Source organism: Methanofollis formosanus (genome assembly GCF_019633745.1).
Lineage (GTDB): Archaea > Halobacteriota > Methanomicrobia > Methanomicrobiales > Methanofollaceae > Methanofollis > Methanofollis formosanus.
The window spans coordinates 169,659-185,717 of record NZ_CP037968.1 but is presented as its reverse complement, the minus strand read 5'-3'; the positions used below and the strand labels follow the sequence as shown (position 1 = coordinate 185,717).

Here is a 16,059-nt window from a genome sequence, read left to right as displayed (position 1 = left end):
TTCCTTATTCCGAAAACGGTGATATTGCTGTGAATTTTTGCAAAATTATCCAGCATCTCGGTACAGCAGCAGATCACCATGCATACACTCCTCCCCTCCCAAGATACTGCATTTCGTCGACATATCTTGAGACACCAGCCCCAAGTACATCATCCAACGAGAACTTCCTGATCACTCTCCCGGTATCGGTCTTCACACGACCACCAGGGGTGATCATAAAATACGAGCCCTCGATCATTGCCGATGATTCAAAAACGGGCCGTACACCTCCACGGAGGACGACCCCGGCATGGCGGTCGGCGAAGGCCCGGAACTCAACATCGGTCACCGAGAGATCGGCCACCGCTTCATCATTTTCCCCTCTGATATGAAGCATCTGCAGTACCTTCCAGCGGTCGGGGTCGGCCCTCCTGATGAACGCCGTCATGTCTTCATCCCAGGAAAGTGCGGTGACGGTCGTGTTGATCTTCAGCCTGATCCCGGCGTCCCTGATCGCATTGGATAGACAAATGCAGTGACTGACATGGTGGCCGTCTCCCCGGCCGAGGCGTGCTTCGGTCTCCTCGGAGGCGGAATCGACCGAGAGCGCGATCCAGTCGATACAATTCCGGTGGGCCAGGATCAGTTCAGGTGTCAGCCTCGACCCGTTCGTCGTGATCGAGACAGTCATCCCGAGGTCATGGGCGACCTGGCAGTAATCAAAGAGGCGAGGATGGAGGAGGGGCTCCCCGCCGGCAAAGTTGATCTTCTCCATCCCTGCATCGGCAAGACGAGAGAGAATTCTCGATCCATCCGAAAAAGAGACCGGACGTTCCCCGAGGTTCCGGGCGAAGCAGAACCTGCAGGAGTAGTTGCAGGCAGGGGTGAGGTGCCAGTTCACAGACCTGATGGTGGGTTGGGCAGGCATGCAGAATGGTCCTCGTGGAACAGCCATCATGGTGATGTGAAATTGTTTCAAAAATCGGAAACAATTTAATGTTCACTGTTCTTTTTGATGATATGGCTGAACCGCACCTCCTTTTCATCAGTGCAGGGGAACACATCCACGAAACCTTCCCGGCCTGCATCAAAAACCTGAACGAGATCACCCATGCCGTCGTCGTCGTAGAGGAGAGTGTCTACCACGATCTCCCTGGCGATCCCGGGCACATGAAGACGGTCAAGCCCCAGATCCGGGAGGCGATCTCTGGGGTGCAGAAGATTTGCGAATTGATGAAGATCGAATTTTCAGAAGCCAGAACAAAGGACACCGGGATCTCTTCAGTCCGTGACACCGTGCTCACCGCCTCCCGTCAGTACCCGGCGGCACGTATCTCTTTCAACCTGAGCGGCGGGACAAAGATGCTCTCCCTTTCTCTTTTTATCATGGCGCTCTGGCTGGATGCACAGGTGTACCTGACGCCGAGAAACGATCAGATCGAGCATATCCTCATCCCGAAGATGCATCTCGACGATATCAGGAGGAACCCCAACTACCCCGCGGCCCTTGAAGTTCTCTCCACCAGTTCAGGGAACTGGATGACCCGCCAGAAATTCGAGACAGAGATGAAAAGAGTCTACACGCCGTCACCTTTTTCCGACGATACAAAGACGAAACGGACCCCAAACAAGGCGACTTTCACCAGGATCCTGCAACAACTCATCGAGTGGGACCTTGTCGAGGTGGCACCCTGCGAGAATAACAAAAAGCGAAAGCAGTACTGCCTGACGCCCCACGGAGAGTTTGCGCAGAAGATGCTCCATGCCGAAGGCAGAAACGATGGCCCTCAAATGAAATAGTTGCAGAGTTCTGAGACCATTTCCAGATACGTTCACGAGATATTCCTGCCAATCCCTGAAAAAAAGGAGGTGAAGAGATGGGAAAGAAAGGATCGATGACTCCCGGTGCGGCACGCCGGGTCCAGGCCGCTGCCGACCGGAGCGGCACCAACCAGGGCTTTAAGTCCCGGGCTATGTCCTCGGCTGCGAAGAACAGCAAAAAATAACTCTTTTTTTTCAGGCTGATTGTCTGAATGACGAGGGTCTTGTGATGATCTCCGTGTTTTTCTCTTCATGGTACTTCTGAATGTGGAGGAGGGGTTGCATAATGGTCTTTGAGGGTTGAGTGTTGTATCGGCAGGGGGCTCTGCCCGGATCGATCCTCCCGTGAGGGCCCTCCCGGCCATGACGACGCTTACACCTTTCCAGCAGGTTTTCAGCAGATTTCCAGCAGGTGCAGCGAGGATCAAACGGCGAGGAGAGGTGTTGGATCTGCCAGTACTTAGTACAGAGAGAGACGCGTCTCTCTCTTAGTACTATATTACAGCAAAACCCACACCCACCCGGTAGCTGGAGTTCTCATGGGTCTTGAGGGGGGTGTGGGTGTGAGATCTGAAATGCTGCAACCGATCTCCTGATCTCTGGGGATGGCGGGTTGAATCGGGATCGGGGTGCTTGAGGTGGTTTTTTGGGCGGCAGCACCTGCTGCAACCTGCTGCAAAGAGAGGGGATCTGCTGCACATGTGGGTGAGGAGATGGTTAGCAGTTGAGCATAAGATGAAGTGACGTCTCAATAAGGAGATGAGTAGAGTAAAAAGGGACATAAAGGGGATGACTCGATTGACCTGGTGGAGCAATGCTGCCCTTCATCAGTTCAACCCAAATGGCCAACTGACATGAATTTTGGGCTCTGTAGAAACCCTCACCTTTTCCGGGTGCGAGCGCGATTCAACCACCTTCCCCCATCTTCTTGCCGGGGGCTCTGCCCCCGGACCCCCGGGATGAAGATAGGGACGGGAAGGCAAAATCAATGGCCATGAAAAGTGTATTGCTGTATCCCGCCTATCTTCACGCGGGGGGACCGGGGGGCGGCCAACCCCCCGCAGAGATAGCAAACCTGAGGAATTCTACAGAGCCGATTTTTCATACTTATTTTGGATTTAATTCGCGTCCAATCTCTTCAATAATACAATTTGGTTCTTTGAATCCGTATACTTTCATACGGCGGTCATCTTCTAATCGACGGGAAAAAATCCAACCCGATTTAACAAGAATAGGAAGTACCTGGCCGGCATATGACCTTGAGATATTGAGTATCTCCTGAGCATCTGTATGGGTGAAATTTCCACCTTTCTTTACGTAATAGAGTCGAGCAAATTTTTCGAGGAGGTGTTTCGGGATCGATTGGGCCATTTCGTATGTTGAATATAGGGGAAAACTTACTTATACACATGAGTAGTCTACCTATTTAGTGGACTAATTAGATGACGAGCATGACGAATATTAGAATTATTGATACAGCAACAAGAGAGCTTGAAACACCTGCCTTTTTTCCGGTCCATAACGGAGGAAAAGGAGGGGAGGGGAATACGCCGAGATACTGGGAAATGATTCCAGATATGAATACAATGATGATCAACGCGTATTCTATCTACTCCAGTCCTTTGTATGAAAAAATGGGTGAAGGCGGCCTTCATGACAAATATTCAAATAATGGGGTGTTTTTTGTCGATAGCGGAGGGTTTCAACAGAAGAATCACGATCTGACTCTTGATCCCATAGAAATGCTTAGAGTTCAGGAGAATGTTGGCGCCGATATTGCTGCGACACTGGATCTGCCGGTATTTGCTAAAGATTGTATCTATAATCAGAAATATTCTGATGCTGTAAAAATATCTGTTAAAAATGCACTTATTGCTCTTGATAATCGAGAACGTGAAGATATGCTCATATATGCATCATTACAGGGGAACGATCCTATAATGATGATGAATACTATCGATTATCTAAAGAAAAGAGGTAACTTTGATGGTTTTGCCATCGGTGGATGCATTTCCAAACGTTCGGACTATCATGCAATCATAGACATCATACATGCCGTCAGAAAACGAATTGGTGACCTTCCACTGCATGTTTTTGGCCTGGGGGGTCCAACAATGATTCCACTCATGGTCTATATGGGGGCTGATACATTTGATTCATCTGCTTTTCTCAAGGCTGGATCTAAACGCCTCTACTATATGCCCGGCAACGGATCTATAGAGTTCTCAGATATTCCTGAGACAACGTACCTTCCCTGTACGTGTCCAATCTGTAGCATACACCCCTATGAAGAAGTACGCTCTGAAAGAAAACTCATCGGAATGCACAATCTCTGGATGATTACACATGAGATCCGGAAATTAAAAATGGCAATCGAAGAGAATGAGGTTGAACAGTATCTAGAGAAACGATTTATGAACAGTCCAGCAATGTACGAGGCCTTCCGATATGCTAAAGCAAAAAAGAGAGGTCTGGTATGAGGAAGAGTGCGCGCCTTGTAACATTTAGCAAAGTTGTCGAGACAGCGTTCTATGTGGTGCAAGAACAGGAGACATCATATAGTCAACTACAGGAACATTTGGGCGTTTCAATGGACCGATCAAAGGAGATCCTCCGGGAAATGGCTAGAATGGACCTTATATTGCAGAATGAGGATCATTTCAAAAAAACAGCCACAACAATAAAATTCGTACAGGCCATCAGAGAAGATGATTGGAGAACTGTTCACCAGATAATGATGGGATATCCACACTATGCCACATTCTATTATGGAGTTAGGAAATATGGGCCGATCGAATTAAACAACCTCCCTAACCTCATCTCAGATGAATATTTCAACTTTAATTCAGCGACTCTCCAATATATATCAGACTTGACATTACGGGTCGGAACAATTCAGCAGAATGTGTTCAACAATCATTACTATGCTATAGATGACACAAATGAGTCCTTCACCGTGGCATTGTTGAACATCTACGACGAACTCAACCGATCAGGGGTCGGAAACCTAAAACAGCGATATGTTGAGATCCCGAAGATCAGGGAACACGTATGTGAAAAATTAAAAATTCAAAGAGAAACATTCGATAAAAAATTTTTAGACCTCTATGTAAAGAATATTGGAAGATTGGAATTATCTGGAGCACCCATCACAACGCACGCAAAAAAATCTGATAAGAAGATAAAGTCGGTCAACTTTTCAGAGATGCCTGATAGAATCACGATGGAACTCACCTCTGATCAGTATTTAAACGGGATCGAGTGCGGAAGAAGGCAGTACTATTACCTTGCCATTCATAAGAGGGATTTATCATGAATAATTTGAATATTGTCACATCTAAGAAGGATTACACGATCTTTGGGTTAAATGCGAATCCATTCCCCTATTCGGGAATACCGGAGCAAGTTCCGGACATATATGTTGGCCAGCAAGAAGTGATGGACAAGGTTAGCAATGTACTCTCTTCCGTGATATCGACTGGACAGTCAAATCACCTTATCCTTACAGGATCCTATGGCAACGGGAAGAGCCACACACTGAAATATATTCAGGCTCAGATCAGGGATCAATTTTGTGAAAATTCAGTCCTCAAACCGGTCACGGGTTATGTTGCTCAACCGGGTGAGTCTTTCTGGGATATCTATAGAGATTTCATCTACGATCTTGGTTCGACCTATCTTCGAGAGTGTTCAAGGGAATATATCGCGAAAGTTTCAGAAGAACTCTCGAAAAATGGCAAGATCGAAGAAGACATCGAGCCTGGAATGGGGTGGCGAGCCGTTGAGAGAGGGAAAGTTCTGCTTTCAGATATCGTTCCTCAGGCTTATGTCCTCCTCTCTGAATTGACAAAGTACCCCGACTTTTCCCGGGCATTTTTGAACCTTGCATATGAAGAAAACGCGTATACATCCTGGGAGTGGTTGAGTGGAGAGGCGATTGAGTATTCACGTCGGAGAGAACTGCATCTGACCTCGAACATCACTGCAAATCATGCCCAGCGTGCATTTATTGCATTAAAAACAACCTTGGAGCAGATCAATCACTCGCCTGTGATCATGCTCATCGACGAGTTTGAATTTATCGAGACGCTTCAGGCACGGACAAAACAGAATATGCTTAATTCTCTCCGGCATTTGATCGATGTCAATCCGACAGGGCTCTCTGTGATTATCGCGTGTGCACCCGAGGTCTGGGAAACCCTTGTTGCCGAATATCATGCATTTTCAGATCGTATCGCAAAAGAAGCCAACTTAAAACCGCTGGATAAACATTCGGTCACCTACATGGTCACAGAATACCTCAACACCTGCAGAACCGCCCCCTCCGATTCGATCGAGCCATTCACAGAGGAAAGTATCCAGAGGATATTCATAGAGGGGAACGGGAACGCGCGGCGGATCATTACGATATGTGGTCAGGCGATCGATGAGGCTCTTTTGCATGAGATGAAGTGTGTTGATCTGGGAGTGTTTGAAGGTATAGACGAGATATGATAAATCTGGTGAATCAACCATGAATCCCAATGAGAGCAGTCCGTTGAAAATACGACGAGAAAAAAGGAATGATGATCCATATGAGATGGGAGAGGGCGTGTTATATCGCCTGTTTTGGATCTGATGTGTTTCAGATCCAATATTAATATCTATTGGTTCAGAATCCTCTCAATCTCCCCTCTAACAATCTCCATTTGTTCCTTATTAAGATGAGTTTGAAGAATCGCAACAGCCTGTGGACTACCAATCACTCCCAAAGATCGAACACATTCCTCTCGAACCAGAACATTAGAATCTGAAAGTCCCTTTTCAAGGGCCATGATCGACGCTGGAGTGTTCTGATCAGACAAAGCCTGTGCGGCAATTACGCGGGCCTTAGGATGTGGGGTGGATTGCAGAATATCAGCAAGTACCTCGGACGTACGGGAAAAAGGGAACGATTTAATAGAAGTGGTTGCACAGACCGCGACTGACTGAGTGTATCTCAATGCGACTTTGTGCAATAAACTCAGAGATTTATCGTTTTTCATGAGGGATAGTTTTTTTATGGCTCTGATCTGGACTAAAGGATCTGAGGAGTGGAGAGACGGGATGATTGAATTGATTTTTGAATCAGGGTCTTCTTTTGTGTGATATTTATTTGAGTTCTTAGTTGGAACTAACTCGTTTTGAATGTATTTTTTTGATGTTTTGGTCGGGGTTGACTTCTTGTGAACCGTTTTTTTCTGAACTTTCTTTGGATATTTCAGATTTTTGCTTTTTCTTATCGTCTCTGTTTTTCTATGTGTAAAATTAGCTCGGGGAAGTGAACTCGCATCTAGATTCAGAGTGATCATTTTGAAGAGACACTTGTTGACTTTCTGAAATCGCGAATACTCGGCCCCAAGGCCATGATATCTGCAATAATTCATTGTATTGCAAAGATTTACAACACAATACTGAAGATCAGGTATCGAACCCAGGCCTTGACTCAAAAATGCCTGGTAGTATTGATATTCGGTTTTTAAATTCCGATGGCCATATTTTCTTGCCAAAATATCTGCTGTATCTGTAAATTTATCCCATATCTGTTGATAGAGTGTACGATCGCTGAGCACAGGGAGGGGTCCATATAAGGTGTCAACAAAGAATGTCTTTTCAGAATTGAAATGTTTCAGAATTATATCTTCTGGAATCCCCCAATATAAGGTTAAATTCTGAAAGAATGCTTCTTTTTGGATTTCATATGGAGTGGTACTGGATTTGTCTTCATCATTTAGAAACTCGGACCATTTTAAGAGGCTAAATCCAAGTGTGGGGTCAAAAATACGGCCTCGAATAGGGATAGGAATGAGTGAAAACCTATATTTCCTATGGCCCCCGTTTGGATCATTGTAAGCAGTTCGAAGGGGGATATATCCACCGTCAAATGCTGCAACATCGCCCATGAGTGGATTGACTATTTTTCTAACATCTTGTTTCTGTATTCCATATTTTGATGCAAGCTCTTCAACGGTCCACGAACCTGCTATCAGATCATCAATAAGCAGTTGAACAAGGGGTCGCTCAAGAATCCGATAACTGTTTGGATCAAAGGATTTAAAATGACTCACAAGACGACCGTTTGAGATTACCTGCTGAGAATCAATCAAATCTTTCATCTGCTGTTCGCTGATAGAGACATTCACCTAAATCACCAGTTTAACAATGTATATAGTGACAATAATTTCTGATTTGTTTCAACTCTTCTAGAGGTTTATTTTCTGCTACTATACATCAATTGCCTCCTGAACAAGAAAAAGATAGGGATGACATCTAAATCGCCTGTGATTGCGGTAAATGTTCTCCTTCTGTTCCAATATTGAACAACGGATTCGCTGATTCCAGTCCATCGGATCATCTTTGATTAACATCACAATATCTCTGTTCCATTCTGAAATATGAAAAGGCATTATACCCCATCCTGAATGCAATTTTTAGAAATAATCTCTGCAATCAATCTATTCTGTTCAATTGTATCTTTATTGCCGACAACAATGAGATTCTCTTCGGCGGAGGTGAACATCGTGTACAGCAGACGAGGGTCTGTCAATGGGGATCTGATGACCCGTTCTGAGTTCGCACTCACAAGAGAGAGAATGCATGAACGGAAACTCCGGCCACTGATCTGGAAGGGGAGCCATACAGACACATCGCTGATCTTGTTGGTGTACAACTTCTCCTTCAGAAGCGAGGCCTGAGAAATAGATGGGGTGATGACAACTGTCTCTTCCCGCTCATCGGTGGACATCGCCTTCAGAAGCGCAACGACCTCATCTGCTTCCTCTTCGTTTGAATAAAGCAGTTCTTGAAGAGTTTCGGACAATGAGATAGGAATGCGGATCACAAGAGAGACATTTTCCTTCGGATCCGACGCATTCATGTTCCCGAGTGGATCAATCCGAACAACCGTATATGAACACTCTCCAACTGAGAACGAACTTCCAGTGCTGTAGTCTTTGATGGAATATTTTGGAAGGTTTTCAATGAGTGCCTCTATCATTGTAGCATCCAGAATACGGTCTGGTTCAATGACCATCTGGTACTTCATCGGTTCATTCCCCATGCAGATCTGATAGAGACAGTCGACACGAGACACTCCCTTCTCATGTCCCTTTACATCGACGAATGTGAGGTTCCCATCGATCCGCTCAGAAGATATCTCCGAATCGATCTTATCGAAGGCTTGAATCACACTTCCCGGGAGTCGCTTGAAGGGCTCGTGGTAGATTGCATAATCCTGTGACTCAAAAAATGAATCATAGAGGATGAGTCGTTCAAAGGGTCTTTCTCCAAGTCCGAGTGTTCGTGCCTCTCGACTCCTCACCGGATATGACATTCTGAATGCATCGCCGATAAGAAGCGTTGAATATCCGAGATTTTTGATATAGTAGAATACTGGCTCAAAAAATTGTTCGGCGCCTGTTGCAAACACATAATCAAAGTAATGCCGTCTTTCAGGGTCTGAAAGAAACTCAAAGAAATGAGAACGTTGAAGAAATCCGATATCGGTTACTATCAAACGTGACAAAGAAATTTTGTCCTGAATATCTTTGGGTGAATTTTTGTTTCCGATCTCACAGACCCTGGGTTCTGGAGGGAACTCTTCTTCTCGATCAACAATGAGAATATCGTGTTTCTTGGGATAAAGTCCAATAAAACCCTCTATTTCAGATCTATTCCTTAAAACAACAAGAATTGAGAATTTTTGAGAGAGATGTGCAAGAACTTCTACACATCGTCTGACGTCAGATGTCTGGGATGGGGAATGGAGTGCAACCAGACGTTTTCTAAAGAGATCGTCGGCTACATCCTTTGAATTATACTCTTTGACTGCACGTTTTTCGAGAATTTTATTCCGGGAACCGGAGGAGAGTCTCATCTCCCGCATGTTGCGCTCTGTATAGTCGATCACTCTGAGCAGATATCGCATGATCCATTTCTCAGAATAATCCTTGGAAAGAGCATATCCGGATGATGTAAAGAAATCTTCACAGGGAGTGCCTCCGAAGAGAACATGGAGATCATTGAGCCCGATCTGGGTCAATGTTCCAGAATAGGTGTGTTTTCCATCCTCTGTGGATATATTAACTCGTTCGCCGGGAATACAGTCGAGGCACGGGAGAGCCTCATCTGATCCAAAGACACAGACCTGATCTGATAGTTTCGTGAGTTTCAGGCTGTCAATTTTCTGACCGCTCATCCGAAGTGTCTCATCAGTGAGGTTGCGGACCTGTCTGAAAAGAAGATCAAGTTCTTCGTTCTCTGCCGAGACAGCCTTGCGGATCTTGTTCCAATGATCGATGATCTCCGTGTTGAAGTAGGAGAACTTCAGTGTGCAATCATCAAAAAGGGGGCATAATGCAGTTACCTTGCCAGTTTCATCATACGCATAGCAATCCCAGTATCGCTCGGTCTGACAGTAAAATGAACATGCTGGATACATTTTTCGGAGAGAATAGGGAGAGGGATGCCGGTACCTGCACTCATCACAATCCATGCCTTGTGGAGACGGAAGTTGCATCCCCCTCCTCATGACCAAGACGCGGTGACGGGCGTACAGGATAGTGTCGATATCGTCATCGGTCAACTCCACAGGATGGATGTGACGATATTCACCAGAACTCCCTGATTTTACACACTTTGAAAACATGAGATATCCCATGCGATTGCCTGAGTCCAGATAACTCACAAGGAGGTAGACCTTGAGTTGTATCAGGTGTTCTTCATGAAGATTCGAGGAAGTTTTGAGTTCTACCGGAACAGATCCATTCACGAAAAAGTCGATCACACCTGAAAATCCGTAGAGATGGTTGACCATCCGTTCAGTGGCGACAGGTTTGCCTCTGAAAAAATCTGCCACCTCGGTGTCCTGTGTGAGATCTTTGAGATGAAAATATATGTCTTTCTGGACATTATCGAGGGGAGTACCTGCTAGGAGGTGGAGAGCAGAATCCATTCGAAATGTCGTATTCGTCTCATGTTCTACGATTTCACGTAAGATCCTATTTTTTTCTCCACTTCTCATCTCAGAAAGATGAATGATCTCCCCTGATGTAGTGAGTAGTTCGCAGATACTATGGACAACATTGCCTCGGGAGATATGTTTCACAGGTCTTTTGAGGACGTTGTCCATGGTATTCTTGATATATTCAAGATAATAGATCCTCGGGCAATGAAGAGCACCAATGATCTCTCTGGGCCCGATCGCGATGGAAGGATGAGCGATAAGAATCCGTTCAACATTTATCCAAACGATACCAGAAGAACATTTTAGATAACCCTCGAAGAACACCTCCTCACCTTGACTGAATAGATGAGACATTTTTTTATGCTCTTCGTCATCACCTGAGAAAATTGAGACAAGCTTCGATGACGTTTCGGTGTAGGGGAGCCAGGAGGGAGGATGTTCCCAGATCGCAATTCTGATGTCGTGTTGGTGTCCTGAAGGAACCTCAAGATTCAGCAAATACTTTGGTCCACCTTGAGTTGTTGAATGGTAGGGCTGTGACGATAAACGTGCCCTACTCTGGATCCATTCTTCTTTGTATGCCTCTGGTTCTTTCACGAGTTTATCAAAGGGAACATATGTTCCAGTCATCAGATCACGTCCAGTAGATTCAGGAGCACGCGCTTATCACGATGTTCATAGCGAGCAGATGTAATTCCATACTGATTGTCAAGATCGATGCACTCCGGGCAGGCATTTATGCAGACAGGCATGATCTCATCGACCCGTGCGGAAATTTCGGTAAGATCCCCTTTATGCCGTGTGCGGAATACTTCAAACAACCGGAGGGCCCGAGGGTCATAGAACGGGTGGGCGGAACAGTAGAGAAGCATGTCAGTGCTGTTTGGTGTCCTCTTCAGGACAGACTTCACTTTGTCATAACCGAGCACAAGTTCCCGATAGAATGCAATCAAATCCTCAGAGGTGGTAAAACGTTTAAGATCAAGCTTGACAAAAGTGCAAATATCGTCTCGTTTTTTGTTGTCGAGTGATATGTGCCTGTTCTTTTCCAGATCATCAAGCGCATTGTTGACCACCTGTTCCTGCAGATCTTTATCCTCTAAAAAGACCCCCGAGAGGAAATGCGTATTGTATTTTTTAAATATCGACCTGATTATTGCATCTCCTACATCTACATCGCACAGGATGGCTTGTCGTATCTGATCATTGATGCTGTCGGCAGGTTCAGCGACAAGAGTTTGTATTTTTGCATAAAATTCACGTGCGATCCCTGTTCCCCCCTGGTAAGTGTCATAGGCATAAACATGCAGTTGCCCATTATCCATGGAATCAGACCAGAATGTAAGTCCCTCACCAACAATACTGAAGACCTGTTGGCTCCAGACCTGAATCGCCTTTTCAATAGTCTGTGAGAGAACCTGTTGAATGAATCCTCTAAAGGAGGTCTCGTTAAATGCCTCTTCAATAAGACCACGTAGTTTTCTCTGATGCTTTTCGAGGATCTCTATAATCTCAACTCGATGTTCAGGGGTGATCCCGGCGAGTCGGAGTCTAATCTCGCTCTCCTGGGGGATCAATTGCGAGACTATTCTTTTCTGTTCATCCAGATTCTTTCTGAAAAATGCACCCAGATCATGGTCTGGGTTCATTTCTTTGAGAACATAATCCACACCACACAGAAAATTGAGGAACCAGTCCACATCATAGAGTGACCCCAGCAGTCCCTCTTTCTGGAGAACAGATGAGTGTAACAGCGTGCCGAGATAGGCTAGCCTCAAATCGTTCTGTAACACTGGTTGTGACGCCACATCTGTCATCACCTTTTCAAGATGTGGTCGGAGGTCAATCGAGAAAATGACAGCCTGGGAAATATGCTCTGTACCGATAAGGGCATATTGATCATCCTGATCATGGTAGAATGGAATAAGTCTGGTGAGGGATTGGCCGTTGGTGAAAAGTTGAAGGCAGTTTGCATAGTAGCAGCGTGCCAGTCGAAAATCAGGAATGTATGCTGCCGATTGCAGAAGAGAGTCCTGCTGGAAAGTTACAGCGTTGGTGTCTCCGCTCCCTCCTGTTGTATCGAGAACCGAAAGAGGTATGGTCTCCCATAATGGTGAAGAAATCGGATCTCTTTTGGCTTCATGGGTGGTACCTTCGGTACGGCGTTGTGTCAGCAGGTGGATCGTATCGTCCCAATAGAATATGCCATGGGGTTCAATCTCCTCGACATAGACGGTTTCGGGGAAATAGATCGACGTCTGGTCTGTTGGAAGATCAAGAGGTGAGAAGGTTTCTTGAGAATAGATCTCATTCAATGCGACGACTTTTCTGCAGTCAAACGTCTGCTCGATCTTCGAGGCGCCCTGTACACAACTGCTCGGTTGCCAGATTGCACGGAAATGTTTGAATCCCCATCGTTTTTTGTAGCCTCCCGGTAAAAAGTTGCTCAAAATGAACTCTTTACCTTCGGCATCAAGCGTCTGTTGCCTTCCCTCTGTGCGCTGAACAATGGCGATCGTTCCACCAACCCGTTCTGGAATAAAATTCGCCGGAACACAACAGGGCTTGACCGTTGCCGGATCCAGGTTGAAGAGATCAGGGGGGTGCATATAGGCATAATTGAATTTTCCAGGTCCAGAACCGAATTTCTGCCAGTAATTATGGGCCGCCCGTAGTCTGGCAATCTTTTCTTCTCGATTCATATTTTCCCCTCCAGTCGAACTATTGTCCTGAGAATATCGTTTTTGATCTCTTCAATGCCTCGCCCCTGATTCTCTCTGTCGTAACGGCAGAGATCGATAAACGACCTGTCTTCAAGTCCAGGTTCGATGGGTTCAAGCAAAGATTGATAATATTCACAGAGAGACTCAAGGATCTGGTTGGCATCAGTTTGGCTGATTTGAAATGTTTCTATTACCTCTCTGATGATGTGGTCTCTAATTATGTGGTCTTTATCATCCTTAATCGCCTGGAGCGTCTCATTCACATCGAGATTATAGTAATGAGACCGGAATAACTTATCTTTATAGAGATTACTGATATAGTCATAGATGAACGAAACCACATGCATGGTTTTGATATACATGTTCCCGGGATCGATGGGAATTTCCAGTTTATCAGATCCAGGATTTGTCAGAAGCGAGGTGTGGTGGAAGTAAAACGTATCGAGGGGGTGTGATCCAAGCACAACGACGGAGACAGGCATATCCGAAGGGGAACGCCCACCCCGTCCGATCCTCTGCACAAATCCTGGGATATTCATCGGGGCCTTGTACTGGAATGTTCCAATGATAGCCGGATGATCAAACCCCACTTCCAGCGAGGAGGTGGTGATCATTATGTCCCAATCGTCGGTTTCAACCTCCGTATTCTCGCAATTGCAGGTGTTCCCTGATTTGTGGATCTGAATATCCATCGGAGAGGCGTCATGGTTGTTCATTGTCCACCAGCACTCTCCGTCGAGATAGGCCCGGCACCGATTGGTGTATGGATTTGGTGGAAGAGTCTCACAGGCCACATGAGGACAGTTACGATTCAGAGCCGTCCCCAACTTTTGATCTGGAGTCCGTAACTGATAGAGTCTCCTCCGCCGTTCGGCATCGCAGAGTTTGTCTCCAAGGCGCTTGATGATATCAATGGAGTCGACGAATCCGATGATCCTATCCTTCCCTTCCATCTTAAGCATCGTGTGGTAAAAACAGAAGGCGATCTGTATCATCGCTGAAAGGTTTGTAGCGATGGTGAGTCGCTCCTTCTCCTCCCCGGGTTTTTGGATCAGGATCTTGCGGGGATTGGTGGCTTTAACAAAAACCACATATTCCCGCCCGGTTTCCTCCAGGTCTACATCTCTAGGACGGATGATCATGGCACTGTCGGTCGAGAAGAGTTGGCAGGCAAATGTTTCAGGTGCCCCAACGGTTGCACTTGATGCAATGAATATCGGTTCTGATGACGTCTTCGATCTGATCTTATGCCTGAGTCTCTGTACGATATTTGCGACATGCATCCCTGACTGGTTTGAATAAATGTGGGCCTCGTCAAAGACGATAAATTTCGGAAAAGTCCCTTTAACGTCCCAGATATTCTTTTTTCCATATTGATCCATCAATCTCCGGTGTATAGAGTCCGGCGTTGAGATGATAATGTCAGCCTGTTTGGTTTTATCGACAATATAACTAATGAGATGGTCAGTGTTATGGTCACATCGGAAAAACCGGTCATCACCCTGTTTGATCAGTTTGCCGGTGCATCCATCATATGGACATGCGAGCGAAAGTTCCTCTGTCCTACTGTGATGAATGCCAATTTTAATCCCTTTTTTCCCAAGCAGTCCAGAATCATTGATGATTGTAACATACCGGAGGAGGCGCTGAACCTGATCATTACAGAGATCGATCCGCGGGTAGAGGAGCAGTGCTTTTGTGCCTGATTTCTTGCTCATCAGTAACGTATAGAGCAAAATCGGAAAGAGAAAAGTCTCGGTTTTTCCAGAACCGGTACTGGACTGGATGATATATGAGAGATCGTCGGATGAATAATCCTTCGATATAGCTGCTTTCAAGATCTCTCTGAATCCTTCGACCTGGAACCGGGAAAGGTAAATATCGGAAGGATTATTTTTAAAGTTACTCCTGATCATCAAACGGAGCCACTTGAACGCCTCTTTATATGTTCCGTCCTGAATAGCGCCCTGGATGGATTCATTCAACCGTACTTCATCTTTGACGCTGAAGACCGTCTGGAGTGCGTCTTTGAGTGGTATATCACGTTTTGGTCTTTTACGACTCTTGGTCTGCAGTTTTACCATCTGCGTCAGACCGGGTGACGATTCATAATCGTCATCAAAACGCTGTTTCAAATAGGAAAAATATCGGACGAGTTCTGCAATCTGACTCCGTACTCGTTGTTTATCGTATACATAAAGGAGTATCCCATCATTGACCATTTCCCTGAGGCACTGGAGAATGATCACATGATAGATCTCTGTCAGATCCTTCTCATTGCAAGAACCACTATCAAATCCGCAACGGTTGGCGAGAAAGGTGAGCCTGACAGACCCGTCTGTTCCCTTGATATTATGAAGAATGTCACAGATCGGGACGTAACAATCATAGTTCCCTCTATTGATGTCCCGCTCATTTCTATCTTCAACGTACTTTAAAAGAATATATTTAAGGGATTGGATATCCTTTTTTTCCTGAGATTCGTCATTCTTCCTGAAGAATGAAGCCCAGGAAGCATGAAAGTCCTCAAGGATGTCGCCGTCCATTGGATCA

Annotated in this window: 10 protein-coding genes; 5 read left to right on the top strand and 5 right to left on the bottom strand. The window is 45.7% G+C overall.

The features are described 5' to 3' along the window. Positions 1-73: 73 nt before the first annotated feature. On the bottom strand, positions 74-907 hold the full coding sequence (locus E2N92_RS00740) for a viperin family antiviral radical SAM protein (RefSeq protein WP_220681798.1): 834 nt from the start codon (positions 905-907) through the stop codon (positions 74-76). A gap of 92 nt (positions 908-999) precedes the next feature. Between E2N92_RS00740 and E2N92_RS00735 the strand changes: the two genes are divergently transcribed. From E2N92_RS00735 to E2N92_RS00720, 5 genes are all read left to right on the top strand, one after another. Continuing rightward, the gene (locus E2N92_RS00735; protein ID WP_220681797.1) at positions 1,000-1,779 is read left to right on the top strand and encodes a hypothetical protein; all 780 of its coding nucleotides are present in this window, start codon (positions 1,000-1,002) and stop codon (positions 1,777-1,779) included. Between the two features lie 77 nt (positions 1,780-1,856). Then, entirely contained in the window at positions 1,857-1,985 is a 129-nt protein-coding gene (locus E2N92_RS13675; RefSeq protein WP_281425789.1) for a hypothetical protein, read from the top strand. Positions 1,986-3,242: 1,257 nt separating this feature from the next. After that, on the top strand, positions 3,243-4,280 hold the full coding sequence (locus tag E2N92_RS00730; RefSeq protein WP_246589261.1) for a tRNA-guanine transglycosylase: 1,038 nt from the start codon (positions 3,243-3,245) through the stop codon (positions 4,278-4,280). Then, the gene (locus tag E2N92_RS00725; RefSeq protein WP_220681796.1) at positions 4,277-5,116 is read left to right on the top strand and encodes a hypothetical protein; all 840 of its coding nucleotides are present in this window, start codon (positions 4,277-4,279) and stop codon (positions 5,114-5,116) included. Before E2N92_RS00730 ends, E2N92_RS00725 begins: the two co-directional genes overlap by 4 nt. Beyond that, positions 5,113-6,294 (top strand): BREX system ATP-binding domain-containing protein, encoded by a 1,182-nt coding sequence (locus E2N92_RS00720; RefSeq protein WP_220681795.1) that lies wholly within the window; start codon positions 5,113-5,115, stop codon positions 6,292-6,294. Before E2N92_RS00725 ends, E2N92_RS00720 begins: the two co-directional genes overlap by 4 nt. 149 nt (positions 6,295-6,443) lie before the next feature. Here the strand turns inward: E2N92_RS00720 and E2N92_RS00715 are convergent, their stop codons facing one another. From E2N92_RS00715 to E2N92_RS00700, 4 genes are all read right to left on the bottom strand, one after another. Beyond that, complete coding sequence (locus tag E2N92_RS00715) at positions 6,444-7,961, bottom strand: HEAT repeat domain-containing protein (RefSeq protein WP_220681794.1); 1,518 nt, start codon at positions 7,959-7,961, stop codon at positions 6,444-6,446. Between the two features lie 263 nt (positions 7,962-8,224). Further along, the gene (locus E2N92_RS00710; RefSeq protein WP_220681793.1) at positions 8,225-11,413 is read right to left on the bottom strand and encodes an AAA domain-containing protein; all 3,189 of its coding nucleotides are present in this window, start codon (positions 11,411-11,413) and stop codon (positions 8,225-8,227) included. After that, complete coding sequence (locus tag E2N92_RS00705) at positions 11,413-13,485, bottom strand: hypothetical protein (RefSeq protein WP_220681792.1); 2,073 nt, start codon at positions 13,483-13,485, stop codon at positions 11,413-11,415. The genes E2N92_RS00710 and E2N92_RS00705 overlap by 1 nt, the downstream gene beginning before the upstream one ends. Further along, entirely contained in the window at positions 13,482-16,052 is a 2,571-nt protein-coding gene (locus E2N92_RS00700; protein WP_220681791.1) for a DEAD/DEAH box helicase, read from the bottom strand. The genes E2N92_RS00705 and E2N92_RS00700 overlap by 4 nt, the downstream gene beginning before the upstream one ends. Positions 16,053-16,059: the final 7 nt, after the last annotated feature.

What these genes read in the sequence shown, in the direction of transcription:
- E2N92_RS00740 (WP_220681798.1), bottom strand. Translation starts at nt 907, where the DNA reads ATGCCTGCCCAACCCACCATCAGGTCTGTGAACTGGCACCTCACCCCT.
- E2N92_RS00735 (WP_220681797.1), top strand. Translation starts at nt 1,000, where the DNA reads ATGGCTGAACCGCACCTCCTTTTCATCAGTGCAGGGGAACACATCCAC.
- E2N92_RS13675 (WP_281425789.1), top strand. Translation starts at nt 1,857, where the DNA reads ATGGGAAAGAAAGGATCGATGACTCCCGGTGCGGCACGCCGGGTCCAG.
- E2N92_RS00730 (WP_246589261.1), top strand. Translation starts at nt 3,243, where the DNA reads ATGACGAGCATGACGAATATTAGAATTATTGATACAGCAACAAGAGAG.
- E2N92_RS00725 (WP_220681796.1), top strand. Translation starts at nt 4,277, where the DNA reads ATGAGGAAGAGTGCGCGCCTTGTAACATTTAGCAAAGTTGTCGAGACA.
- E2N92_RS00720 (WP_220681795.1), top strand. Translation starts at nt 5,113, where the DNA reads ATGAATAATTTGAATATTGTCACATCTAAGAAGGATTACACGATCTTT.
- E2N92_RS00710 (WP_220681793.1), bottom strand. Translation starts at nt 11,413, where the DNA reads ATGACTGGAACATATGTTCCCTTTGATAAACTCGTGAAAGAACCAGAG.
- E2N92_RS00705 (WP_220681792.1), bottom strand. Translation starts at nt 13,485, where the DNA reads ATGAATCGAGAAGAAAAGATTGCCAGACTACGGGCGGCCCATAATTAC.
- E2N92_RS00700 (WP_220681791.1), bottom strand. Translation starts at nt 16,052, where the DNA reads ATGGACGGCGACATCCTTGAGGACTTTCATGCTTCCTGGGCTTCATTC.